This window comes from Streptomyces sp. NPDC001750 (assembly GCF_042892615.1).
Classification (GTDB): Bacteria; Actinomycetota; Actinomycetes; order Streptomycetales; family Streptomycetaceae; genus Streptomyces.
In genome coordinates this window covers 102,227-125,290 of the sequence record NZ_JBIAUE010000005.1, presented here as the reverse complement: position 1 = coordinate 125,290, position 23,064 = coordinate 102,227, and the positions used below count along the sequence as shown (strand labels likewise).

Annotated in this window: 19 protein-coding genes; 8 read left to right on the top strand and 11 right to left on the bottom strand. The window is 71.0% G+C overall.

From position 1 onward, the window contains the following. Positions 1–157: 157 nt before the first annotated feature. A complete protein-coding gene (locus ACFYY6_RS10835; RefSeq protein WP_389192712.1) occupies positions 158–784 on the bottom strand; it encodes a LysE/ArgO family amino acid transporter in 627 nt (208 codons plus the stop codon). A 70-nt stretch (positions 785–854) separates the two neighbouring features. On the opposite strand from ACFYY6_RS10835, the gene ACFYY6_RS10830 reads away from it, so the two are divergent. The 5 genes from ACFYY6_RS10830 to ACFYY6_RS10810 all read left to right on the top strand — a co-directional run bounded on the left by ACFYY6_RS10830 (position 855) and on the right by ACFYY6_RS10810 (position 5,343). After that, the gene (locus tag ACFYY6_RS10830) at positions 855–1,760 is read left to right on the top strand and encodes a LysR family transcriptional regulator ArgP (protein ID WP_351517343.1); all 906 of its coding nucleotides are present in this window, start codon (positions 855–857) and stop codon (positions 1,758–1,760) included. A gap of 149 nt (positions 1,761–1,909) precedes the next feature. Beyond that, positions 1,910–2,533: a histidine phosphatase family protein gene (locus ACFYY6_RS10825; protein WP_384411315.1), complete on the top strand. Its 624-nt coding sequence runs from the start codon at positions 1,910–1,912 to the stop codon at positions 2,531–2,533. A gap of 65 nt (positions 2,534–2,598) precedes the next feature. Then, entirely contained in the window at positions 2,599–2,880 is a 282-nt protein-coding gene (locus ACFYY6_RS10820; RefSeq protein WP_384411313.1) for a hypothetical protein, read from the top strand. A 61-nt stretch (positions 2,881–2,941) separates the two neighbouring features. Next, complete coding sequence (locus ACFYY6_RS10815; RefSeq protein ID WP_384411311.1) at positions 2,942–3,565, top strand: RraA family protein; 624 nt, start codon at positions 2,942–2,944, stop codon at positions 3,563–3,565. A 248-nt stretch (positions 3,566–3,813) separates the two neighbouring features. Continuing rightward, positions 3,814–5,343, top strand: coding sequence for a helix-turn-helix domain-containing protein (locus ACFYY6_RS10810; RefSeq protein WP_384411309.1), 1,530 nt, complete (start codon positions 3,814–3,816; stop codon positions 5,341–5,343). Positions 5,344–5,759: 416 nt separating this feature from the next. Here the strand turns inward: ACFYY6_RS10810 and ACFYY6_RS10805 are convergent, their stop codons facing one another. The 3 genes from ACFYY6_RS10805 to ACFYY6_RS10795 form a co-directional block, all read right to left on the bottom strand. Continuing rightward, positions 5,760–8,930, bottom strand: a complete 3,171-nt coding sequence (locus tag ACFYY6_RS10805) for a trypsin-like peptidase domain-containing protein (protein ID WP_389192707.1) — start codon at positions 8,928–8,930, stop codon at positions 5,760–5,762. Beyond that, positions 8,927–9,277 (bottom strand): trypco2 family protein, encoded by a 351-nt coding sequence (locus ACFYY6_RS10800; protein ID WP_389192704.1) that lies wholly within the window; start codon positions 9,275–9,277, stop codon positions 8,927–8,929. Before ACFYY6_RS10800 ends, ACFYY6_RS10805 begins: the two co-directional genes overlap by 4 nt. A 679-nt stretch (positions 9,278–9,956) precedes the next feature. After that, entirely contained in the window at positions 9,957–10,778 is an 822-nt protein-coding gene (locus tag ACFYY6_RS10795) for a helix-turn-helix transcriptional regulator (protein ID WP_384411307.1), read from the bottom strand. A 157-nt stretch (positions 10,779–10,935) separates the two neighbouring features. Between ACFYY6_RS10795 and ACFYY6_RS10790 the strand changes: the two genes are divergently transcribed. Next, positions 10,936–12,150 carry an MFS transporter gene (locus tag ACFYY6_RS10790; protein ID WP_389192701.1) on the top strand — a complete coding sequence of 405 codons (1,215 nt, stop codon included), beginning with the start codon at positions 10,936–10,938 and terminating at the stop codon, positions 12,148–12,150. A 366-nt stretch (positions 12,151–12,516) separates the two neighbouring features. Here ACFYY6_RS10790 and ACFYY6_RS10785 read toward each other — a convergent pair whose 3' ends face one another. Continuing rightward, on the bottom strand, positions 12,517–13,026 hold the full coding sequence (locus ACFYY6_RS10785) for an ATP-binding protein (RefSeq protein WP_199883219.1): 510 nt from the start codon (positions 13,024–13,026) through the stop codon (positions 12,517–12,519). Between the two features lie 146 nt (positions 13,027–13,172). Here ACFYY6_RS10785 and ACFYY6_RS10780 point away from each other — a divergent pair, with 146 nt between their 5' ends. Together ACFYY6_RS10780 and ACFYY6_RS10775 are read left to right on the top strand one after the other, a co-directional pair. Beyond that, positions 13,173–14,057 (top strand): helix-turn-helix domain-containing protein, encoded by an 885-nt coding sequence (locus tag ACFYY6_RS10780; protein ID WP_389192698.1) that lies wholly within the window; start codon positions 13,173–13,175, stop codon positions 14,055–14,057. After that, a complete protein-coding gene (locus ACFYY6_RS10775; RefSeq protein WP_389192695.1) occupies positions 14,054–14,242 on the top strand; it encodes a DUF397 domain-containing protein in 189 nt (62 codons plus the stop codon). Before ACFYY6_RS10780 ends, ACFYY6_RS10775 begins: the two co-directional genes overlap by 4 nt. Before the next feature lie 175 nt (positions 14,243–14,417). Here the strand turns inward: ACFYY6_RS10775 and ACFYY6_RS10770 are convergent, their stop codons facing one another. The 6 genes from ACFYY6_RS10770 to ACFYY6_RS10745 form a co-directional block, all read right to left on the bottom strand. Continuing rightward, entirely contained in the window at positions 14,418–15,062 is a 645-nt protein-coding gene (locus ACFYY6_RS10770) for a hypothetical protein (protein WP_389192692.1), read from the bottom strand. Between the two features lie 42 nt (positions 15,063–15,104). Beyond that, entirely contained in the window at positions 15,105–16,376 is a 1,272-nt protein-coding gene (locus tag ACFYY6_RS10765) for a glycosyltransferase (protein ID WP_389192686.1), read from the bottom strand. 75 nt (positions 16,377–16,451) lie between these two features. Further along, positions 16,452–17,771: a UDP-glucose/GDP-mannose dehydrogenase family protein gene (locus ACFYY6_RS10760; protein WP_351517360.1), complete on the bottom strand. Its 1,320-nt coding sequence runs from the start codon at positions 17,769–17,771 to the stop codon at positions 16,452–16,454. Between the two features lie 150 nt (positions 17,772–17,921). Then, a complete protein-coding gene (locus ACFYY6_RS10755; protein WP_351517361.1) occupies positions 17,922–19,133 on the bottom strand; it encodes an MFS transporter in 1,212 nt (403 codons plus the stop codon). 121 nt (positions 19,134–19,254) lie between these two features. After that, positions 19,255–21,096, bottom strand: a complete 1,842-nt coding sequence (gene asnB / locus ACFYY6_RS10750; RefSeq protein ID WP_389192682.1) for an asparagine synthase (glutamine-hydrolyzing) — start codon at positions 21,094–21,096, stop codon at positions 19,255–19,257. Between the two features lie 75 nt (positions 21,097–21,171). After that, positions 21,172–23,037 carry an NAD-dependent epimerase/dehydratase family protein gene (locus ACFYY6_RS10745; protein ID WP_389192679.1) on the bottom strand — a complete coding sequence of 622 codons (1,866 nt, stop codon included), beginning with the start codon at positions 23,035–23,037 and terminating at the stop codon, positions 21,172–21,174. Positions 23,038–23,064 lie beyond the last annotated feature (27 nt).

The window sequence follows — 23,064 nt, the reverse complement described above, 5'->3', positions numbered from 1 at the left end:
ACCCTTACCCGATGGCGGACTGCGGTGCGCCTTCGGCAAATATCTCGATGTCGAGATAACTCTAGTACATCACCGCTGCACGGTCATGTGCGGGCACCCGTGTCCGCCGCGGCCGAGGGAGACCGCCGCGGAGTCCGGGCCTTCGACAGGGGCGGGGTCAGAAGGTACGAGCCAGCAGCAGGACGCCCATCGCGAGCATGGTGGCCGCGACCAGGGCGTCCAGCACCCGCCAGGCGCCGGGGCGGGCCAGGACGCCGCCGAGGAGCCGGGCGCCGTAGCCGAGACCCGCGAACCACGCCAGGCTCGCCAGCATCGCGCCGAGGCCGAAGACCCAGCGCAGCGGGCCGCGGTCGGCGGCGACCGAGCCGAGCAGCAGCACGGTGTCCAGGTAGACGTGCGGGTTGAGCCAGGTCAGGGCCAGGCAGGTGAGCACCGTGGCACGGACGGAGCCCGCGGCGGCGCCCCCCGCCGTCAGCGACTGTCCGGCGGCGGGTCGCAGCGCCCGGCGGGCGGCCAGCACGCCGTAGCAGATCAGGAAGGCGCCACCGGCCAGGCCGACCGCGGCCAGGGCGGCGGGCCACGCGGTGACGACGGCACCGAGCCCGGCCACGCCGAGGGCGATGAGGACCGCGTCGGACGCGGCACAGATGCCGACCACCGCGAGCACGGCCTGCCCGCGCGCGCCCTGGCGCAGAACGAACGCGTTCTGGGCACCGATGGCGACGATGAGGGACATGCCTGTACCGAATCCGGCGAGGGCCGCCGAGAGGACACCGCTGTTCATGTCGTCCGACGCTATGACCCGCCGCGGCATCAGTACAGCTAAAGTTTCTTACGTAGCATTAGCTTCTGTGATGAACGATCTCCCCTTCGACCAGGTGCGCACGCTGCTCGCCGTCGTCGACGAGGGCACCTTCGACGCCGCCGCGGCGGCCCTGCACGTGACGCCCTCGGCGGTCAGCCAGCGGGTCAAGGCGCTGGAGCAGCGCACCGGGCGGGTGCTGCTGATGCGTACGAAGCCGGTGCGGCCGACGGAGTCCGGGCAGGTGGTGGTGCGGTTCGCGCGCCAGTTGGCCGCTCTGGAACGGGATGCGCGCACGGAGCTGGGGATCGCGACCGGGGCGGGTCCGGCCCGGGTGCCCATCGCGGTGAACGCGGACTCCCTGGCCACCTGGTTCCTGCCCGTCCTGACCCGGGTGCCGCAGGACCCGCCCATCTGCTTCGACCTGCATCGCGAGGACGAGGCGCACACCGCGGCGCTGCTGCGCGAGGGCCAGGTGATGGCGGCGGTGACGTCGGCGGCGCAGCCGGTGGCGGGCTGCACGGTGCGCCCGCTGGGCCTCGCGCGCTATCTGCCGGTGGCGAGTGCGGGGTTCGTGGCGCGCCATCTGTCGTCGGGACCGCTGGAGCGCCGCCTGCCCGACGCGCCGGTGATCGTCTTCGACCGGCGTGACGACCTCCAGGACCGGTTCGTCCGGTCCCTCACGCCCGACGGTTCGGGCGCCGGTCGCCTGCGCCACCACGTCCCCACGTCGGAGGGCTTCTGCGACGCGGTGGCCACCGGTCTGGGCTGGGGGCTGGTCCCGGAGCCGCAGGCGGAACCCCTGCTGCGGTCGGGCGCCCTCGTCGAACTGGCACCGGGGCGGCGTGTGGACGTACCGCTGTACTGGCAGCAGTGGAAGCTGGACGTGCCCGCGCTCGCCCTCGTGGCACGGACGGTCTCCGCCGTGGCGGCCGAGTCCCTGCACCCCCAGGACTGACGGCGTCCCCGCGTTCCGCCGCCCACCGGCCGGCACCGGACCCGGCAGGGCGGGGCGGGGCGACGGCTGCGGGAACCCCGTCCCCCGGAAGGACGTCCACGGGTTCGGGACACACAGGGACCAGGACTCGTCGAAGGGCGCCGCACGCCATGGCCGCAACAGCCGCACGCCACCTCTACCTCGCCCGGCACGGGGAGGCCACGGACGACGAGAGCGAGCTCTCCGCGAACGGCCGTCGGCAAGCCGAGTCGCTCGGCGAGCGGCTGCGTCACGTTCCCCTCTCGGTGATCCACCACAGCCCGCTCCCCCGGGCCGCACGGACCGCCGAGCTGATCGGCGACCGGCTCGACGGCGCTGCGCTGCGGCCGTCCGAACTCGCCGGGGACTACCTGCCCCACCTTCCCCACCGGCACGAGCTGCCGCCGGACATCGCCGACGCCACGCTGGAACGGCTGGCCCGATTCCCGCGCGAACAGCGTGAGGCCGGCCCCGGGCTCGCCCGTGCGGCGCTCGCGCGGTTCACCGGCCCGGTCGACGGCGACGAGCCCCGCCACGAACTGGTCGTCACCCACAACTTCCTCATCGCCTGGCTGGTCCGGGAGGCCCTCGACGCCCCGAAGTGGCGCTGGATCGGACTGAACCACGCCAACGCCGCGCTGACGGTCATCCGCTACGCCCCCGGCCGCCCCGCCTCCGTACTGCTCTACAACGACACGGGACACCTCCCCGCCGACCTGCGCTGGACGGGTCTGCCGCCCGAACTCCACGTCTGAGCCCACGCCCACGGCCCTCCGGGCCCGTCTTCCGGGCCGTCCGAGGCCGTGACTATGATCCCGGCATGGCTGTTCCCGCGGTCGTCCCCATCGCCCACGAACCGGACCACCGGACCGACACCATCGGTCACTACGCGGACGGACAGTTCCTGGCCACGACCACCCATGCCCTCCCGGACGCGCGCGGGGAGATCGCGGCCCGCCCCTTCCGGCTGACGATCGACGGTGTGCTCTTCGGCCTCGTCGCGGAACACCACGAGGCCGGCGACGACGAGGACGACCGGGCCGAACTCCTCCCCGACGGACTCGGGTTCGGCGGCCCGTGGGACGGCCTGTACGACACCTGACCCACTGCGACACGGGCCGCGCCGCCGCCCGGTGGCGCGAGCACCCGAGCGAAGGAGAAGCGTGAACGACATCGCCGCGTTCGACGGCATATCCCCGACCATCCTCGCCGAACTCCTGGGCCGCGAACACGTCATGGACATCGGCATCCGCCCGCTGTGGCCGTCGCCCCCGCGCGTGGCCGGACCGGCGTTCACCGTACGGTGCCCTCCGGGCGACAACCTGATGCTGCACGCGGCCATCTACCGCGCGGAACCCGGTTCGGTCATCGTCGTCGAGGCGGGGGACGTGGACTACGCACTCGCGGGAGGAAACGTCTGCGCCATCGCCCGGCGTCGCGGGGTCGCGGCATTCGTGACCGACGGGGTGATCCGCGATCTGGCCGAGGTGCGCGAGATGGGCTTTCCCGTCTTCGCCAGGGGCGTCATGCCCGTCCCGGGGGTGAAGAAGGCCGTCGGACCGCTCAACGTCCCGGTGCGGTGCGGCGGGGTGGAGGTCCACCCCGGCGACATCGTGGTGGCCGACGAAGAGGGCGTCGTGGTCACCCCGGGCGCCCGCCGCGAACAGGTGCTCCTCGAAGCCCGCGAGAAGCTCGCCGAGGAGGCCCGGGAGACCCTCGACACCTGGCAGGAGGCGCACCGCGCCCGGGTCGACGGCATCCTGGCCGAGGGCGGCTTCACGGACTGATCCCGCCCGCCCCCTCCTCCCCGTCCCCGTCCCCGTCCCCGTCCCCGTCCCCGTCCCCGTCCCCGAACGGGCGTACTCCGCGCGCCGGGGCGGCGGACCGGGAGGACCATGGAACGCACGTGCCACCCGTGCCGTGCCGCGCCTCTGACGTGCACGTGAGCGGCCAATGGTCGCGCCTGCGCACCGTCGTCACCCGAACGGCGCACCCCACCGGAAGGCGCATCTCATATCTGAGATAACCTTTCGTCATGTCAGACGATTACCTCGTACGCATCGGCAAGCTCATACGTGACGCCCGTCAGCACCGGGGCTGGACGCAGAGTCAGCTCGCCGAGGCGCTCGCCACCAGCCAGAGCGCCGTCAATCGCATCGAGCGCGGCAACCAGAACATCAGCCTTGAGATGATCGCGCGCATTGGTGAAGCGCTCGACAGCGAGATCGTGTCGCTCGGCTACGCCGGACCCATGCATCTGCGCGTGGTCGGAGGACGTCGGCTCTCGGGCTCCATCGATGTCAGGACGAGCAAGAACGCGTGCGTGGCACTGCTCTGCGCCTCACTCCTCAACAAGGGCCGTACGGTGCTGCGCGGCGTCGCCCGCATCGAGGAGGTCTACCGCCTCCTGGAGGTCCTGAACTCCATCGGCGTACGGACCCGCTGGATCAACGACGGGACCGACCTGGAGATCGTCCCGCCCGCCCGGCTCGACATGGACGCCATCGATGCCGACGCCGCCCGCCGGACCAGGTCCATCATCATGTTCCTCGGCCCATTGCTGCACCGCATGGACTCGTTCAAGCTCCCGTACGCGGGCGGTTGCGACCTCGGTACGCGGACCATCGAGCCGCACATGATCGCGCTGCGCCGGTTCGGACTGGAGATCGCCGCGACGGAGGGCCTGTACCACGCACAGGTCGACCACGCGGTCACCCCCGGGCGCCCCATCGTGCTGACCGAGCGCGGCGACACCGTGACCGAGAACGCACTGCTGGCCGCCGCCCGGCACAACGGCACGACCGTCATACGCAACGCCTCCTCCAACTACATGGTCCAGGACCTCTGCTTCTTCCTGGAGGCGCTGGGCATACGCGTCGACGGCATCGGCACGACGACCCTGACCGTGCACGGCGTCCCGCACATAGACGTGGACGTCGACTACTCCCCCTCCGAGGACCCGGTCGAGGCGATGAGCCTGCTGGCCGCCGCCGTGGTGACGGAGTCCGAGCTGACGATCCGCCGGGTACCGATCGAGTTCCTGGAGATCGAGCTCGCGGTGCTGGAGGAGATGGGCGTCGACTGCGACCGTACAACGGAGTACGTCGCCGACAACGGCCGTACCAGACTGGTCGATCTCACGGTCCGCCCCTCCAAGCTGGAGGCGCCGATCGACAAGATCCACCCCATGCCGTTCCCCGGGCTCAACATCGACAACGTGCCCTTCTTCGCGGCGATCGCCGCCTCGGCACACGGTCAGACCCTCATCCACGACTGGGTCTACGACAACCGCGCCATCTACCTCACCGACCTCAACCGCCTCGGCGGCAGGCTCCAACTCCTCGACCCCCACCGGGTCTTGGTCGAGGGCCCGACCCGGTGGCGCGCCGCCGAGATGATGTGCCCGCCCGCGCTGCGCCCCGCCGTGGTCGTGCTGCTCGCCATGATGGCGGCCGAGGGCACGTCCGTGCTGCGCAACGTGTACGTCATCAACCGCGGTTACGAGGAGCTGGCGGAGCGCCTGAACTCCGTGGGGGCACAGATCGAGATCTTCAGGGACATCTAGGGATTCGGATAATCGGGCACCGCCCCTACCGGCGTCTTTCATCGCTCCCATCGCCTTATACAAGTACGGTGGAAGGCGGTACACAAGTACGGTGCAAGGCGCTGGCGTCCGGCTGACGGTTCGACAGATGCGATCACACAACTGAGCCCCGCCACTCTTCACGGAGGGGCATGGGGTCTCAGTGGTTTTCCAGCGCTTTCATCCTCGGTTCCGGAGGACGCGGGGCATCCGCGTGTACTTCCGCCGCCCCGACTCGGGCGTGGTCTGCGTGGCCCGACAGGAGACGGCCCGGCGCCCCGTAGGGCATCCTGGAATAGGCAGACGCAACGACCATGGCCGTCCTGGGCCTGGACGCAGAGCTCTCCACCCTTCGCTGCCTCCCGAACCACCTAGCGTCGTAGGGTGGTTCGGCACTCCTAACCCGAGGCATCGGATTTCAGAGGGACCCACCTCGTCATCGAGTCCCAGGCCTCCAGAGCGTCGGTCAGGACTTCCACGGTGGCTGGGGAATTAGGTCCGACGGTGCTCGCCACGATGAGCAGCATTCCTCCGTACTGCTGCACCAGTGCGATGAACTCCTCGGTTCCAGGAGCGGTCCAGAGCTGGCCGAACGTTGCCACCGCGACCTCACCAGGACCGGTGAATGCCCGAGCACGCCCGTCGGACGACCTGGGCGGCAATCCGGACCACAGCGGTTGGAGGTCGAGCGCTTCAGCGTGGGCCGACCGGGGCCCGAAAGCAGACGTGGCCGTCCAGCGGTCCCCGCTCTGGACCAACTGCGCCACCTCGAGAAAGGGGTTGACCACGAGAGCGGGAACGAGCAGGTCGTTCCGCTCCCCCACAGGCACTCCGGCGGTGAAGGCCGTCCAGCTGATACCCGCCTCTTTGGCCACATTGATCAGGGCCGAATCGTTCCAGTGCGGATACCGGCACAGTCCGAAGTGGAAGAGCCGTGCGTCGGCCCAGCTGTACTGGTCGTCCACATGGAGTGCCGGAACGCCGTCGCCCAGCGGGTATCCGCAGTCCTGGCAGTCGCCGGCCCAGAGCAACTGCATGAGGGAACGGGCTTCCTCGTGCCCGAGTCTGTTCAGGCAATCCTGGCTGAAGGCCAGGTGCGGGAGTCCGGCCGAGCCGTCCGCGGCTTCCAGGACCACCCAGTCCGATGGGTGGCCGTGCTCCCGTGCCCGGCTCCACCACTCCTCCCCCAGCCGGACGTTGCCGAAGGAGTACGCGGTCACGCCGGCCATCAGGCAGCCGATCGGGTCGCCCAGATTCCCCTGCTTGACCGCCGCATCGTAGGCACGCGCGACATAGGCGTTCGCCGTTTCGTGGTCTTCCCTGCGCAGGAGGACGCCGGCGTACGAGAGCGCGGCGAACGGGATCTCACCGTCCGCGGCAACTCTCAGGGCCTCGACGGCTTCATCCGACTGCCACTCCGACCTCAGCCAGTCCGAGTAGTGCAGTGCACTCCCGGGATCGCCAGCCTCGGTACCGCGCTTCCAGAGCGCTATCGCCTCGTCCTGGTTCCCCAGCTTTTCGTGGACCAGACCGAGGGCGCCGATCGACTCCCGTTCCCCGCCCGCGATCGCACGCTCGTACCACTCCCGTGCCGCTTCCAGATCCCCCCTCGCGAAGGACAGGGCACCCATGTTGTGAGCCCCGCTGGAGTCGCCCAGGCAGGAAGCGCGCTCGAAGCAGCGGCCAGCACCGTCATAGTCCTTCTCCGCGGCCAGCAGCGCCCCCAGGTTGATCAGGCCGTCGGGATCGTCCGCCTCCGCCAGGGGGCGGAGCACCTCCTTGGCCACGTCCGGCCGGCCCGCCACCTTGGCGACGGTCGACACCAGCACACGGCGCGAGTCATCCACGATGCGCAGGGCCTCGTCCCACACCTGTCCCGGGAGCTCACTCGGTCGGGACCGGCGCGCGGCGTCGGACACGAGGTAGTCGAACGGCTTCCACGTTCCTCCCCGGCCCGGTACCAGGGGGCTGGTCACGCCCAGCACGATCCTGGACGCCCAGTCCCAGGCTTCCTCCATGCCTTCCGGCCGCAGCGCCGGGCCGCCCTCCCGGTCGAGGAAGTACGCGTGGAGGCGTTCCAGGGACTCCGGCGCCAGCGCAGTGTCCACACCTGTGCGGGCGAGGGCGACGGCGGCCGCGACGAGCGCGGCACCCCGGGGGTTGCCCTTCACCCGGGAAGCGGCCTTCCACCGCTTGAGGACCTGCGGTCCCGCCGCAAGGTACTCCGCCACCCCGTGCGCCCTGTCGGCGTTCAGTGCCGCAACGACGCGCGGATCCTCGCTCAACGACGCAGCCCACCGCTCGTCGTCGGTCCAGATCCGGTCCAGGATGATGTGATGCGCTGCGCGGATCACTCTGCCCGGCGAGGACGGCAGGCGCGGCCCGGTGCTCCGCGAGAGCGACGGGCCGTCCTCCTCGTCCGTGTAATGCTCGTGGAACTCGGTGCGCAGCGTGGCAAGCACGACCGTGCCGCGGCGGACGAGCCGGTCGAGCAGGGACGGCGTCAGCCCGTCGGACCGCAGGTAGTTGTGCAGGTCGTCGAGCCATACGACCTTCTCGTGATCACTTCCAGAGGAGGAATACAGGGAGGACAGGTCGGCGTCGGGGTCCGGCTTGCAGACCGACCGGTCCCCGAGATTGCGGATCATACTTTCGAACAGGACCCTCGACTTGCCCGCGGCCGAATCCCCTGTCAGCAGCAGCATGCCGCCCGTTTCCGCCAGCGCTTCGAGCCGGGCGTCCACTTGCGCATCGACGCAGCGTGGCACGTATTGCACGACGTCCGGATGGCCGGAGGCATCCGGCGCGCGATGAACACCGAAGGAGACCGGGTCAGCGTCGGCGACAGGGAGCCAGTCGCCCTCGCAGGAGGCGGAGGCCTCGTGCACCACCTGCGGCGCCGACCTGCCGATCTCCACCACCTCGGGACAGAGCCCTGCAGCTGCCTCCACCGCCCGCCGGAAGCCGGCATCGGCCACCACGACGGAGATGGGAACGGCTTCCACCCGCGCGTGACCCCACTGCGCGGGATCCCCGGAGACCACGCCGATCAGGTATTCGCCGACGAAGAGCGCGGCGCCCGACATCCCCTGCCACGGCGATGCGCCGGAGGTGCCGGCCGCGGGCGGCGGGGCGTGGGAACTGTCCAGGACATAGCGGCCGCGCAGGACGGATGATCCCGGCTTCAGCGTGCCCACGATCTGCTCGGTGTCCGGCCGCATCCCGTCCCGGAGCGAGATCCGCGGGTAGCCCACCGCTTCGCAGTTCTCCCAGGCGGCCAGGCCGGAAATCCGACCCCACCGAACATCGGACATCCGGCACGTCGTGGCCTCCCTGGCCAGGCCTTCATCCGCTTCGAGCAGGGCCGCGTCGCACGACTCGTCGTAGCGGCGCCACACGAGGCGGCAGCTGCGCGTCCCCGTCCCTCCGGGGACGGCGACGCGAGCAGCCCCACCCTCCCCTTCGAACAAGTGCGCCGAAGTGAGCACCAGGCGGGAGTCCAGTAGGAAGCCGCTGCCCTGCCGCGATCCCTGGACGATGGCGATACGCTCGACGGACCGGGCGTTCATCCGGCGCGCAGTCCGGACGGATGCTCGAAGTCACCCATGTCGACCTCGGCCTGATTTCCGATCTCGATCGGCCCGCCGTTGGCCGAGTCCTTCGGCTTCAGCTTCACGGACACCTTGTGGACGGCGTTCTGCGCCATCCCCACCTGGGCGTCGCCGGAGACCACCCATGCCTTGAACCCCGCCTTGGCCGTCGCGTCGCGCCGCAGCTCGACCGAGAAGTCCAGAGTGATCTCGTCGACCTCGAACCTGATGCGCTGGCCGTCCGCGGCGTGCACAGAGGCCATCAGCTGATCCCGCAAGCCCTGTACGGCCTCAATGAGTTCCACGTTCTCCAACGGATCGCGCACGTCTCCGACTCCCCCGTTCGGTCCACCGTCAACCGCTACCACTATCACATTGTCCCTGGCACGAAACGGCGATCCGGACAGTGCCTCCAGACACGGCGGGACGCTGCGTGGCCACGCAGCACCCCAGCCGACGCCCACCCGCCCTCGACTGCCCTCCTACACACCAGAAGAGCGCCAGGAGCCGCACCCTCAGGCCCCCATGTGCCGCCATCACAAGGGGAATGTCGCAGTCCAAGGCGCACGGCCAGGGCAAGCGATGGCGGACCCACTGGAGCGACCCTGACGGCGTCCACAGACGGATCTGTTCAGTAGAGAGACTGACGCCAAGATGACCCTGCCGAAAGGCGTGAACATTTACACCCTCACAGACCGCCTCGGTCACGCCGATTCGGCGATTACTCTACGTACTTACGTCCACAGGCTCTCAGGCGCTGGCGCCAAGGTCCGCCGGGCGGTGTGCAGCATGTACGAGAAGGCCACCTGATGTGCAGACGGACCGCTCGTGCAGCGAACGTGCAAGATGATCTTGGGGGAGACTCATTTCCCCAGCTCAGAGAACATGCAGCACATTTCAGGGACATCTGAACAGCCTGCCGCTGCACCGCTCTCGCGTCCAGCTCTACGCGATGGCCGCCCGGCTCGGCGGCGGTACGCCCGCCCGCGTGAAGGGGGCACCGGCTCATCCGACGAGCAACCTCAGGGCCTTCTCCGTCGCCCGGTCGTCGGGAAGGTAGGCCAGCAGATGGTGGCCCGGCTCGTCGACGGCGGCGAGCTTGACGTACCGCAGCCGCAGATCGCCGGCCACGGGGTGTCGGAAATGGCGTACTGCGGGATGGAACGCCGAGGTCTCCCGGCGGCCGTACCAGCGCGCCGCATCCGGGTCGGCAAGGAGCTCCTCGGTGATCTCGGCGTACCGGCTGTCCTCCGGGTGCCGGGCTGCCTTCGCCCGGAACTGGCCGAGCAGACTCCGCGCCTCCGGCTCCCAACTGGCCAGCAGCGCACGGGCCGGCGGCCAGCGGAACACCAGCCACAGCAGATTGCGCTGCTTGGGCGCCAGCCGCGCCAGGTCGGTGAGCAGCGCCGTGTACCCCGGGTTCCAGGCCAGCAGGTCCCAGTGCGGGTCGAGCACCACGGCCGGGTTCGGCGCCAGCGACTCCACCAGCGACAGCAGATTCCGCGACACCCACCCCGGCGGCTGCTCGGCTGGCGCGGTTCGTTCCACGAACGACATCACATGCGCGGTCTCGTCCGGGGCCAGGCGCAAGGCCCGCGCCACCGACCGCAGCACCTGTTCCGACGTGCGGACCCGGCCCTGCTCCAGCCACGCGTACCAGGAACTGCTGATCCCGGCCAGCTCCGCGACCTCCCCGCGCCGCAGCCCCGGAGTACGGCGCCGTGGTGAGCCGGGCAGCCCCACATCGGCGGGCGCCAGCCGCTCGCGGCGAGAGCGCAGAAACGCGCCCAGTTCGCGGCCCGGGCCGTTGAGTCCGCCGCCGTTCATACCCGTCCCCCTTGTGACGCCGACCCGCCCCGGGGCCTGGCACCACGTCCACAACGTGTGAGCAAGGGTAATCGGCTACGGGGCCACCGTGACCGTCCGCGGTGTGAGCTGGAGCTGCCGGTCCGAAAGCACCGGCAGGCACGACATAAGGAGCCCCATGGACACCACCGACTCGGACCGCACCACCCCCGCGCCCCCTCCGGCCGCCGCCGCGGGCCCGACCGCCCCGCCGCTCCCCGCCGCCTCGCTGCGCCTGTTGCGCGCCGCCGGTTTCGTCAGCAACTTCGACCGCTTCTGCATCACCCCGATGCTGCTGCTCATCGGCACCCAGCTGGGCGTCTCGCTGCCCACGGTGATGCTCGCCGCCAGCGGCTACTTCCTCGCCTACGGCCTGATGCAGCCGGTCTGGGGCCTTGCGAGCGACCGTCTCGGCCGGGTGCGGGTGATGCGGCTCTCGCTGACCGGGGCCGTCGTCGCCGCACTCTGCTCGGTGATCGCACCCGACGCGACCGTGCTGATCGTGGCACGCGCCGCGGCCGGCGCGTTCTTCGCCGCGTCCATCGCCGCGTCCATCACGTACATCGGGGACACCGTGCCCGCCCCGGTCCGCCAGCGCCCGCTCAGCGAACTGATGACCGCGTTCGCACTCGGCACCGCTGTGGCCACCATCGTTGCCGGAGCGCTGGCGCACTACGTCAGTTGGCGCCTGGTCTTCGCCCTGCCCGGCTTGATCGCCGCATACCTGGCCGTCGCCCTGCGCCGGCTGCCGGAGCCGCCGCGGTCGGCGCCCGGTGCGCTGCTGGCCCCGTTCAAGGTCGTCCTGCGCTCCCGCTGGCAGTGGTACGTCATGGCCGTCGCGATGCTCGAAGGCGCCGTCCTACTGGGCTTCTTGACGTACATCGCACCAGCCCTGGAGGCCCAGGGCGCCTCGGCGACGCTGGCCGGTGCGGTGTCCGCGCTGTACGGCGTGGGCTCGATGGCCGCGGCGCAGACGGTCAAGCGGCTGGTCGGGCGCTGGACACCGGTACGGCTGATCGTGGTCGGCGGGGTGCAGATGGCGGTGGCGTTCGGCCTCGCCGCGGCCAGCCGGTCGGTGCCCGCGCTGGTGGTGTGCACACTGCTGCTCGGCGGCGGCTGGTCGTTCATGCACTCCACGATCCAGTCCTGGGCCACCGGCCTCTCTCCGGCAGCCCGCGCCACCGGCGTCGCCATGTTCGGCCTGGCTCTCTACGTCGGCAGCGCCCTCGCCAGCGCTTTCGCCGCCGGACCCGCCGAGCACCACGCCTACCGGGGAATGTTCCTGACGGCCGCGGTCCTCACCGTACCGCTGACGGTCGCTGCCGCGGCGGGCCGCGCCCGCTACCGGGGCTGACCCGGCCGCACCGGCGCCACACCCGGGTGGCGGACCACATCCGGTTGTGCCATGCGGAATTCGGGAGAAGCGGGCCGGTGCCGAGCGAAGAGAACCAACCGGTCCAGGGGTCCGGCGGATGTGAGGTGACCCCAAGACCTCAAGGCCGCGTTGCGCACGTCCGTCTTCCCTCCCCTCTCCCCGGCCGGCTGTCAGGCGATGGACGCCACTGCCGAACCGGGCGTCGGACCGTCCGGCCGGAGCAGGTCCACGGCCCGGAGAGCGGTGGCGTCCGCGTCCGCGGGCAGGAAGCGGCTTGCCTTGCCGCTTCAGGTGACGACGAGCTCGTCCCGGGCCCGGGTGGCGGCCGACGGCCGTCCGTCCGCGTCAGGGGGCGGACGGCCCGGTAAGCCCGCACTCGGCCCAGACCGTCTTCCCCGGCGCGTGCGACCTCGGATGCCAGCCCCAGCGGTCGGCGATCCCCTCGACGAGCAGCAGCCCCCGCCCCCCGCCGGCGAGCCCGGATCCCGGCGCGGGCACGGGGAGTTCCCCGGGCCGGAACGGCACTCGCTCGCCCCGGGTGTCGCTCACCTCGACCCGTACGGTCGGCCGGTCCTCCGCCGTCATGCGGAGTAGGAGGTGGAAGTCCCGCCCGGACACGTGCCCGTGCCGCACCGCGTTCGCCGCGAGCTCGGCGACGACCAGCACGACCGCCTCGTGCGGCCCGGTCCCGTACGGCACGCCCCACTCGTCGAGGCGGACGGCGGCCAGCCGACGGGCGAGCCGGGCACCACGGGCGGTGGAGGTGAACCCCATGGCGAAGACATGGGCACTCAAGTACGAGGACGAGCCGGAAGGTTGAGTCATGCGGCCGTGGGTGTCGACGTTGCTGTTCATGACCACCAGGCTCGTCGCGGTGGCGTAGCGTGACCAGCGGTGACGCACTGACGCGAACCTCTTGTACGCGCGGTGTCGGTGCCGGTACGTGAAGCACGGCGTGACCGCGCCCAGCGGTGGGCGTTGGTCCGGGGAGGCAGGGTGCGATGGCGGCAGAGCGGACGAAACCCGAGGCCGGGGCCGAGGCCAGGGCGGATCGGGACGAAGACAGCGGCGCACGGGCGGCGGACAAGTCCAGCCAGGGTGTGGTCACCGCGTTCGGGCAGAGCATGAAGACGCTGCGGACGCGGGCGGGGATGGAACGGGAGGAGCTGGGAAACCGGCTGGGCTACTCGGCGTCGACCATCGCGTCGTTCGAGCAGGGCCGGAGAATTTCGCCGCCGCGGGCGATCGACCGGACGGACCAGGTGCTGGATGCGGGCGGCCTGCTGACGGTGTGGAAGGAGATGCTGGAGAAGGCGCAGTACCCGGCGTTCTTCCAGGGGATGGCGCAGTTGGAGAAGCGGGCGATGGAGTTGCTCGCGTACGACACGGTAGTGGTCAACGGCCTGCTGCAAACCGAGGAGTACATGCGGGCGCTGCTCGCCATGCGATGTCCGCCTCTGGATCAGGAGACGATCGAGCAACGGGTGATGGCTCGGTTGGCCCGGCAGGACATCCTCGACCGTCGCCCAGCGCCGCTGCTGAGCTTCGTGATGGACGAGTCGGTCCTGCGGCACAGGTACGGTGGCAAGGAAGTTCTTCGAGGGCAACTGGAACACCTGCTCCTGACCGGCCAGCGGCGCAACGTCGAACTCCAGGTCATGCCGACCGACTGCGAAGACAACGCAGGCGTGAACGGCCCGTTCACGGTTGTCACGCGCAAGGACGGCAAGAAGTTTCTGTACGTCGAAGCGCAGAGCACCAGCACCCTGGCGACCGACCCGGAGCAAACGGTTCTCGCCGCCGCGCGCTATGGGATTATCCGTTCACAGGCTCTCACCCCGCGAGAGTCGCTGACGTTCATCGAGAAGTTGCTGGGAGAGCTATGAACAACACTGAATCCCTCGCCTGGTTCAAGAGCAGCTACAGCGGAACCGAGGGCGGCCAGTGCATCGAGGTTGCGGCGGGCATGGGAGCCGTGCACGTCCGGGACTCCAAGACCGCGACTGGGCCGGTCCTCCAGGTGTCGCGTGAGGCGTGGGTGGGGTTCGTCGGGCTCGCCTCGGCGGAGTAGTACAGCCGGTAGTTGTACGCGCGAGGGCCCTGCCCGTCCGTGTCGGACGGGCAGGGCCCTCGCCTGTGCAGGTAACTCGGTCAGTCCCCCGCCGCCTCCGGGACCAGCGCCGTCCGCGCCGCGTTCCGCCTCCGTTGTGGACGGCGGATGGCGGGCGGCGTGCGGCTGCCAGGCGTCAGGGCGCCGCGCCGGGCTCCGGGGCAGGAAACCAGCGGGTCATGGCGACGGGTTCGGGGCCGGTGCCGCCGTCGGTGGTGAACCACTCGCCAGGGCCGGTGCGTCGTTCCCACGCCTGGTGGAGTTCGGACAGCGCCTGGACGAAGTCCGTGGCGAGCGCCGCGGCTTCGTGGAGGTCCTGGTCGGGGCTCTGCGAGCTGGCCCCGACGATCTGGCCGCGTACCTCGGCGGAGTGGCCGTAGCGGAAGCCGCCGTCGCCGCACAAGTGCGGGTCCACCAGGACGGCGGTGCCCCAGTTGTGGCCGGTTCTTCGGTGCCCGGCCGCCTTGGCCGCGGCGTAGGGGAGGAAGTCGTGGCCCCGTTCCCCCAGGGTGACGGCCGCCAGGACGGCGTCCTCGTTGGGTACCCAGGGGCCCGCCGTGGCGTCCATCAGGACGAACGCCATGTGCGGCCTGGGGTAGACGCCGTGGGGTGCGCGCTCCGGGGAGATGTGGTGGTTGCGCCAGACGCTCTCCGCCCGGCGCAGCGCGAGCCGGGTGAGCAGTGCGTCGAACTGTGGGCCGGACATCAGGTACTGGTAGGGGTTGCGGCGGTGGGCGCCGCGGACGGGGAGACCGTCCGGAGAGATCGTTTCGTGGACCATCGTCGTTGCTCCTCCAACGGGCGGCCGGTGTACGGCCGGTGGTCAGGCGGTGGCCGTGTGCACGGCGCGGGAGAAGTGCTCCCAGGCGGTGAGTGTGTCCTGCTCGAACTTCTCCCGGGAGATCTCGGTGGAGATGTCCGCGCGCAACTGCTTGCCGAGCTGTTCGATGCCCAGATGGCTGTCGTGCACGCGGACGACGGCGTCGGCCAGCGCGTCACTGGTGGGTCCGAAGAGATGGGTCCGGGGGAAGAACCTGCGGGCCTCGACCTTGTCCGAGTCGATCATGAGGGTGCACACGCCGGAGAGGGCGGCCTCCAGCGGGGTGATCCCCAGGGTCTCGTAGCGCGAGGGGCAGATGAAGACGCCGACCGGTCTCGCCTTGTCGAACAGCGCGTAGAGCTGTGGTTTGGGCAACTTGCCGACGGCCATGAACGCGTCGGCGTACTCGGCGGGCACGCGCGAGCGCAGGCTCTCGCGGGCGGCGGCGTCGTCGACGCCGTCCCCGACGACCAGGATGCGCAGCGGGACACCGCGCCGGCGCGCCTGGACACAGCCGTCGACGAGCAGTTCGACGTTCTTGAAGTAGTCCAGCCGCGCGACCGCTGTGAAGGCGAGCACGGCCGCGCCCTCCACGAAGCCCTGGAGAACCGGGTCACGCAGGGGTTCGACCGTGTCCGGCAGCACGATGGGCGGTCGCACGGCCCGGATGCGACGCTCGTCGACGCCGCGGTTGATCAGGTGGGTGCGCTGCAGGTGGGAGTGTTGCAGGACGAACATGCGCTCGCTCGTACGGACCCTGTCCAGGCCGAGTTCCTGGTGTTTGAGCAGGTGCAGTGCCTTCGTCGCGTCGCCGAACGCGCGGCCGGTCGCGTCGGCCGAGAACGTACCGACGAAGTCGTGCACGAACGGGCCGTGATGGGTCACGCAGCAGGCGAACTCATCGGGGTGGAAGCCCAGGAGGGAGTCGGTCTGGTAGTAGAGCATGGCCTGACGCGTCTCGCCGTGCTCGGCGAGCAGGAGCCTCGCGGCCTCGGCGATGGCGCCGCTGACCACCCGCCGCGCCATCCGGAAGTTGAACTGCAGGAGTGCGCAGACGACTCCGGAGCGCCGGGCCAGGCGGATCCGGGGCTCGACGACGTCCTCGTCACGCTGGTAGAGCAGGACGCCCGCGGACAGACCGGCCCCCCGCAGGCAGCGCAGTACGGAGCGGGCGAAGGACGTCGCGCCGACATGGGCCGGGGCCAGTTCACTGTCGGGGAAGTAGCGTTCGTTGACGACGATGATGCCGGTCAGCTGAGGATCGTGCGGAGACACGGGGAACACTCCAGGTCTGTCGGCGTGGCAACGTGGTGGGGCGCAGGACGTGCGGGGTGTCGGTGCCGTCCGGGTTCAGGGGCGGCCCGGAGCCCGGTAGTTCCAGCCGGCGGTGCGCCATGCGGCGGCGTCGAGGACGTTGCGCCCGTCGACGATGTTGCGTTCGCCGCTGACGGCGCCGAGCGCGACCGGGTCGAGGCCGGTGAAGTCCGCCCATTCGGTGAGCAGCAGGGTGACGCGCGCACCGGTCGCCGCCTCCACCGCGGAGCCCGCGTAGCCGAGTTCCGGGCAGGACTTGCGGGCGTTGTCGAGCGCGGCCGGGTCGTAGACCGACACCCGTGCGCCTTCTCCCGCGAGCGCCTTCGCCACGGCCAGGGCCGGGGAGTCGCGGATGTCGTCGGAGTCCGGCTTGAAGGCCGCGCCCAGGACCGCGACGGGGCAGTTCTCCAGCGACCCGCCCGCCAGGTCGCGGGCCAGCTCCACGGCCCGTTCCCGGCGGCGGGTGTTGATCGCGTCGACCTCGCCCAGGAACGCCAGCGCGTGGCCCACTCCGAGCTCCTCGGCCCGGGCCCGGAAGGCGCGGATGTCCTTCGGGAGGCAGCCGCCGCCGAATCCGATGCCCGGGTGCAGGAAACGCTTGCCGATGCGGTCGTCGTGGGACAGGGCCTCGGCCAGTGCCACGACGTCGGCGTCGACCGCCTCGCACAGTTCGGCCATGGCGTTGATGTAGGAGATCTTCGTGGCGAGGAAGGAGTTCGCGGCGGTCTTGACGAGCTCCGCGGTGGCGAAGTCGGTCACGACGCAAGGAGGGTCGCCCAGCGGACGGTAGAGCTCGCGCAGGGTGCGTTCCGCCTGCGCGGTCCGCACGCCGAGGACGATCCGGTCGGGGCGCAGGGTGTCCTCGACCGCGAACCCCTCGCGCAGGAACTCGGGGTTCCAGGCCAGGTCGGCGCCCGTCCCGGCGGGTGCCATTTCCTGGAGCCGGCGGGCGAGCCGGTCGGCCGTGCCGACCGGCACCGTCGACTTGCCGACGACGAGGCACGGCCGGGCGAGATGGGGGGCCAGGGCGTCGACGGCCGCGTCGAGTTGGGAGGTGTCGGCGGCGTGCCCGTCGGCGGACTGAGGGGTGCCGAGGCAGAGGAAGTGCACGTCTCCGAAGGCCGCCGCCTTCTCGAACGAGGTGGTGAACCCCAGCCGTCCCGACTCCAGCCCGTTGCGCAGGAGGGCTCCGAGTCCGTTCTCGTGGATGGGCAGGTCGCCGTTGGCCAGTCGGCGGACCTTGTCCACGTCGATGTCCAGGCCCAGGACCTCGTAGCCCAGTTCGGCCATGCAGGCCGCATGGGTGATTCCGAGGTATCCGGTGCCGATCACGGTGATTCTGCGGGGCGCGTGCAAGGTCGTGGTCCTTCCTTCAGCGGTTTTCGGGCACGGGTGAGGAGCGCCTCGGGCGGACGGGACCGGAGGCGCCGCGGATGGCCGGCGGGTGCGGAGTGGCCGGTGGCCTGCGGGTGCTGGGTGGCCGGCGGGTGCTGGGACGGGGGTCGGTCAGGGACGGGCGCGTGGCAGGTTGCGGATGGCGGGGATGGCGAGCAGGGCGAGGGCGCAGGCGACGGCCGCCACGGTGGAGGCCAGCAGGAGCGACCGCAGGTCGGCGAGGTGGGTGGCCGGACCGGCGACGACCTGGCCGAGGGGGACGGCGAGGATGGATCCCGCGACCTGGTAGGCGGCGACCCGGTTGAGCCGGTCCTCGGGGATCTGGGTCTGGACCGTGGTGGACCACTGGACCCCCCAGAACGCCCAGCCGATGCCGCTGATCGCGTACCCGGCCATGAGCAGGGGCTGGACGGGGACGAGGGCGGCGGCCAGAGGCATGAGGGGGAACAGGAGCATGGCGATGCCGCCCGCGCGCAACGGACGCGCGGCGCGGACGCGGATGGCGACGAGACCGCCGATCGCGCAGCCGGCGCCGAAGGCGGCCTCCGCGTAGCCGAAGGCGGCCTTGCCGTGCTCCGCGATGATGGCGGCGGAGCCGAGCGGGACGATGGGGCCCCAGACGAAGACGCCCAGGACCCACCAGATGAGGATGACGGACCACAGCCAGGCGCGGGAGCGGAACTCGTGCCACCCGGTGAGGAGGTTGGTGAGCGTGGAGGCGTCCCGGTCGGCCTGGACGGGTGCGAGGCGCAGTGCCAGCAGGCAGAGCCCGCTGACCGCGAAGGTGACGGCGTCGAGAGCGAAGACCCAGGCCGGTGACGCCATGGCGACGAGCGTGCCGGCCAGCGCCGGACCGGCCATGGTGGCGAAGCCCTCGCTGACCCGCAGGACACCGTTGGCCTTCTGCGGGTCGGCCGCGACCTGGGGCACGAGACTGGAGGTGCCGGGCTGGAACATGGCGGTGGCCACCCCGCCGATCAGCGATCCGACGATCATGACGGCGAGGGGCGGGTGCCCGAGCCACAGGTAGGCGGCGAGCAGCAGTTGCACGAGGAACCGTGTCGCGTCCGCGCCGATCATCAGGGGACGGGGATGGAAGCGGTCCGCGAACACGCCTCCGAAGACGACGCAGAGCGCGAAGGCCCCCATCCAGGCGCCCAGCGAGTAGCCGACGCCACTGACCCCGTAACCGAGGGAGAACATCGCCACGGCCGTCGCGACCGGGATCATGGTGTCGCCGACCTGCGACGCGACGCGGGCGGTGAAGTAGAACGCGAAGTTCGGCGTCCACAGACGGGACGGCATGGCGAGGGACAGGCTCATCTGACTTTCCAGGGCTGTGGGCAGGAAGGTTTCCAGGGCTGTGGGCAGGAAGAGGGTGCCGCCGCAGGCGGGTTCCCGGCGTGCTGCGCGTGGCCGGGGCACCGCCTGCGGAGGCAGGGGCTCACAGAGCGACGCGGACGTCGTAGGAGGTGAGCCAGGTGTCGAGTTGGAGGGCGGTCTCCAGAGCGGCCCGGCTCACGCCCTGCCGCAGCCCGTCCGCTCCGTGCGACGCCACCGCCTGCTTGAGTTCCTCCGAGAAGAGCGGTGCGCTCGGGCTGTGCGGATCCCGCACGATCCCGGCGAGGCGCTCGCGCAGGACACGGTCGTAGGCGCCGGTGCGCAGATTGGGGTACGGGGTCTTGATCCGCATGGCCACGCGTTCGGGGAGCAGATCGCGCATGGCCGCGCGCAGCAGGCTCTTCTCCCGGCCGTCGAAGCTCTTCATGGCCCAGGGGACGTTGAACGTGTAGTCGATGAGCCGGTGGTCGGCGAAGGGGATGCGGATCTGCAGGCCGCAGCTCATGCCCAGCCGGTCGAGCCGGTCGAACAGGACGCGGGAGTGGCGGGTCAGCGCGAGGTAGGTGACCTCACGGTGCCGTGCTTCCTTCGGGTCGGAGATCTGCCCGGCCGCCCCCAGCTCCGCCAGCGCGGCGCTGTGCGTGTCGAGTTCGTAGGCGGTCAGGTCGAGCTTGGCCAGCAGGCCGGCATCGAAGATCTCGTCGTTCCCGACATAGCGGTCCCGCCCCTGCGCCACCCAGGGATACGTGCCGGCGAAGACCCATTCCGGCAGTCGCTGCCAGTTGTAGCCGCCGAAGACGTCGTCCCCGCACTCGCCGGACAGGGCCACCGTGGCGTGCCGACGAGCGGTGCCGAACAGCCGGTACAGGGAGGCGTACTGGTCGCCCTTGTTGATGGGCAGGTCGTAGGCGCCCAGGACGGACGCCCGCAGGGCCGGGTCGAGCAGGTCCAGCGAGCCGAGCGGGATCTCGGTCAGGTCCGAGCCGACGTGGTCCGCCATCAGCCGGGCGTAGATGTGGTCCTCGTTGCCGGAGGTGCCGTCGGGCAGCGAGGGGTCGTGGTCGTCGACGGCGAAGGAGCGCAGGGTGCCCAGTCCTTCGCGCCGGGCGACCTGGGCCGCCAGCGCCGTCAGGGAACTCGAGTCCAGCCCTCCCGACAGCAGCGCCGCGGGCGGGATCTCGGCGACCATGTGGTCGCCGACGACCGTTTCGAGCAGTTCGCGCACGGTGGAGACGGTCCGCTCCAAGGAGTCGGTGTGCTCCCCGAGCCGCAGGCCCCAGTACCGTTCCTGCGTCGTGCCCTCCCGGGTGACACGCACCGTGCAGCCGGCCAGGACCTCCCGCATGCCGCGGAAGACGGCGTGGCCGGGGACCCTGGCGACCGACAGGATGTCCCGCAGCCCGTCCGCGTCCAGGACGGGGGAGAAATCCGGGTGCGCGAGGATCGCCTTCGGTTCGGACCCGAACACCACGCCGGTGTGCGCGGGCGCGTAGAAGAGCGGCTTGACGCCCAGGCGGTCGCGCACGAGGAGCAGCTCCTGGCGCCGTTCGTCCCAGAGGGCGAAGCCGTAGACGCCTTCGAGCCGCCCGACGAAGTCCGCTCCCCACTCCAGGTAGGCGTGGAGGGCGACCTCGGCGTCCGTGCGGGTTTCGAGGATCCGGCCGAGCGAGCGGAGCCGGGTACGCAGTTCCCCGGCGTTGTAGAGCTCGCCGTTGAAGGAGATGACGGCGCGGGTGCCGGTGCCGTCGGCGGCGGTGAGGGGCAGGCTACGGCCCTCCAGGCCGTGGGCCGACAGGACCCGCTGTCCCAGGGCGGCGTGTTCGCAGGTCCAGGTGCCGCCGACGGCCGGCCCGCGGCGTGCCATGGTCCGCGTAGTTGCGTCGGCGACGTCCTGCCGTGCCGACACGTCGCGCGAGAAATCTACCCATCCGGCTATACCGGACATCGAGTGCTCCTAGGGGTGTGGAGGGAGGACGGTTGTCGAGGAAGCGGTTGGTCAGGAAGGGAGCCGGGGCGGGAGTCAGGGAAGGAGGTCGCCGCCGTGGATGTCGCAGGCGTACCACTGCGCGAGATCGCGCAGCCCCTCGACCAGGGAGGCCGAACTCGTCCAGCCCAGCTCGGACTCGATGAGATCCGTCGTCATGTGCCGGTTGCGCGGCGCCGTGTGCGGTCCGGTCTCCCGGGGGGTGCGGCGGGAGACGTCGGCGACCAGGCCGGCCAGTTCCTCCTCCGCGCAGGCCGCCGTGGCGATGTTGAACACCGGCCGCGACGGCTCGGCGGCGAGGACGGCCCCGATCGCGTCGGCCATGTCCCGGTAGTCCAGGATCTGGTGGATCTCCCCCGGGGCGAGAGCCAAGGATTGTCGTGTCCATGCCAAATGCACCCATTGTACGCACGCGCCGTCGCGCGGCGCGTACGGCCCCACCGGCTCGCCCAGCCGCAGCACCTGCACCGGGATGCCGGTGCGCTCGCCCCATTCCCGGCACCGCTGCTCCTCCTGCCACCAGGCCAGCGCGACGGGGTCCTGCGGCGCCGCGCTCAGTGCGTCCTCGTCGATCCGCTCCGCCGCGCTCCCCCGGTACACGGCGTACGAACCGGCGTACACCAAGCGCTCCACGCCGGCGGTCTCCGCGGCCTTCAGGACACCGTCGAGCCTCTGGTCGTCGCCCTGGACGGCGCCACCGAGATACACCACGTACCGCGCCCCGGTGAGATCCGGTACCGACGGCGGCTCCGCCCGGTGCACGGCGTCCAGGCCCCCGTCGCCCAGCAGACCCGCGAGTTGCCGGGCGAAGCGGCTCGAACCCCCGGTCACCACGGTCCTGCTCCCGGCCGGGGCCGTCGGCCGGGCGGCGTCGGCGCGGCGCGCCCGCCTCCCCGCCGCGAGTGCGTCCGTCGCGAGACCGGCGATCGGGCGGGCCAGGGCGAGCAGTTCGTCGACGGGGTAGTCCTCGCACAGGCCACCGGGCCCCAGTGTCCGCATCGCCGCTTCGGCGGTGGCCGCGTCCGGGGCCGGGGAGCCGGCCGTGACGACTCCGATGGCGTAGGCCGTGACCCACACCGCCCTGCGCGTCGCGTCGGACAGCGGGGACGGAGCGGCCGACGCGAGAGCGGCGAGACAGTCGTCCAGCAGCCCGATCCGCTTCAGGTGACGCTCGGTCTCGACGTATTCCCAGCCCTCCTCGTGCCGGACGGCACAACGGGCCAGACCGTACTGGTAGAAGGGCACCACCGGGAAACGGACCGCGTCGTAGGGCTCCGGATCCCCGGCCCGCTCCGCGAACCACGTCGCCTGGCGCAGCCCGTGGTAGGCGTTGCCCGCGAGACTGGGCATGTCCATGTGCTGCACCAGGCTGGGTGTGCAGAACCTGACCCGGACCCCGCGGGCGTTGAGATAGCGCTGCACCACGACGTCGTAGGGCCAGCCGGGCTCGTCCTCCGCCTGGAACCGGGCGTAACCGCGGGCCAGTTCGGCCGGCAGCATGAGCGCGTAGCACGGCACATGCTCCTGGAGCGTGTAGGCCCACGGATCCCCGGTCAGGGCCGCGAGCCGCGCCACGGCGCCGTTGCGGGTCTCCCAGCCCGCGTAGAACGCGACCGCTTCGTCACCGGCCGCGGCCGCGACCTGCTCGGCGTAGGCGAAGAAGCCCTCGGCGATCGCCACGTCGTCCTGCAGCACCATGTGGTGCGTGGCGTCGGGGGCGACGCAGTCCCAGGAGAGCGGTGCCACCCGCAGCGCGGTGGGGCGTCCGTCGGGCTCGGGGTCGACGACCACCGTGATGCGGCCCCGGGGGTCGGTGCCCGCGACCTCGCGGGCCTCTTCCAGTCGGCGCGGGTGGGTCATCACCGCGCCACTCAGCTTCACCGGGCGGTCCGGAGTGTTCATGGGATACCTCGATGGTGTCAGGGGGTG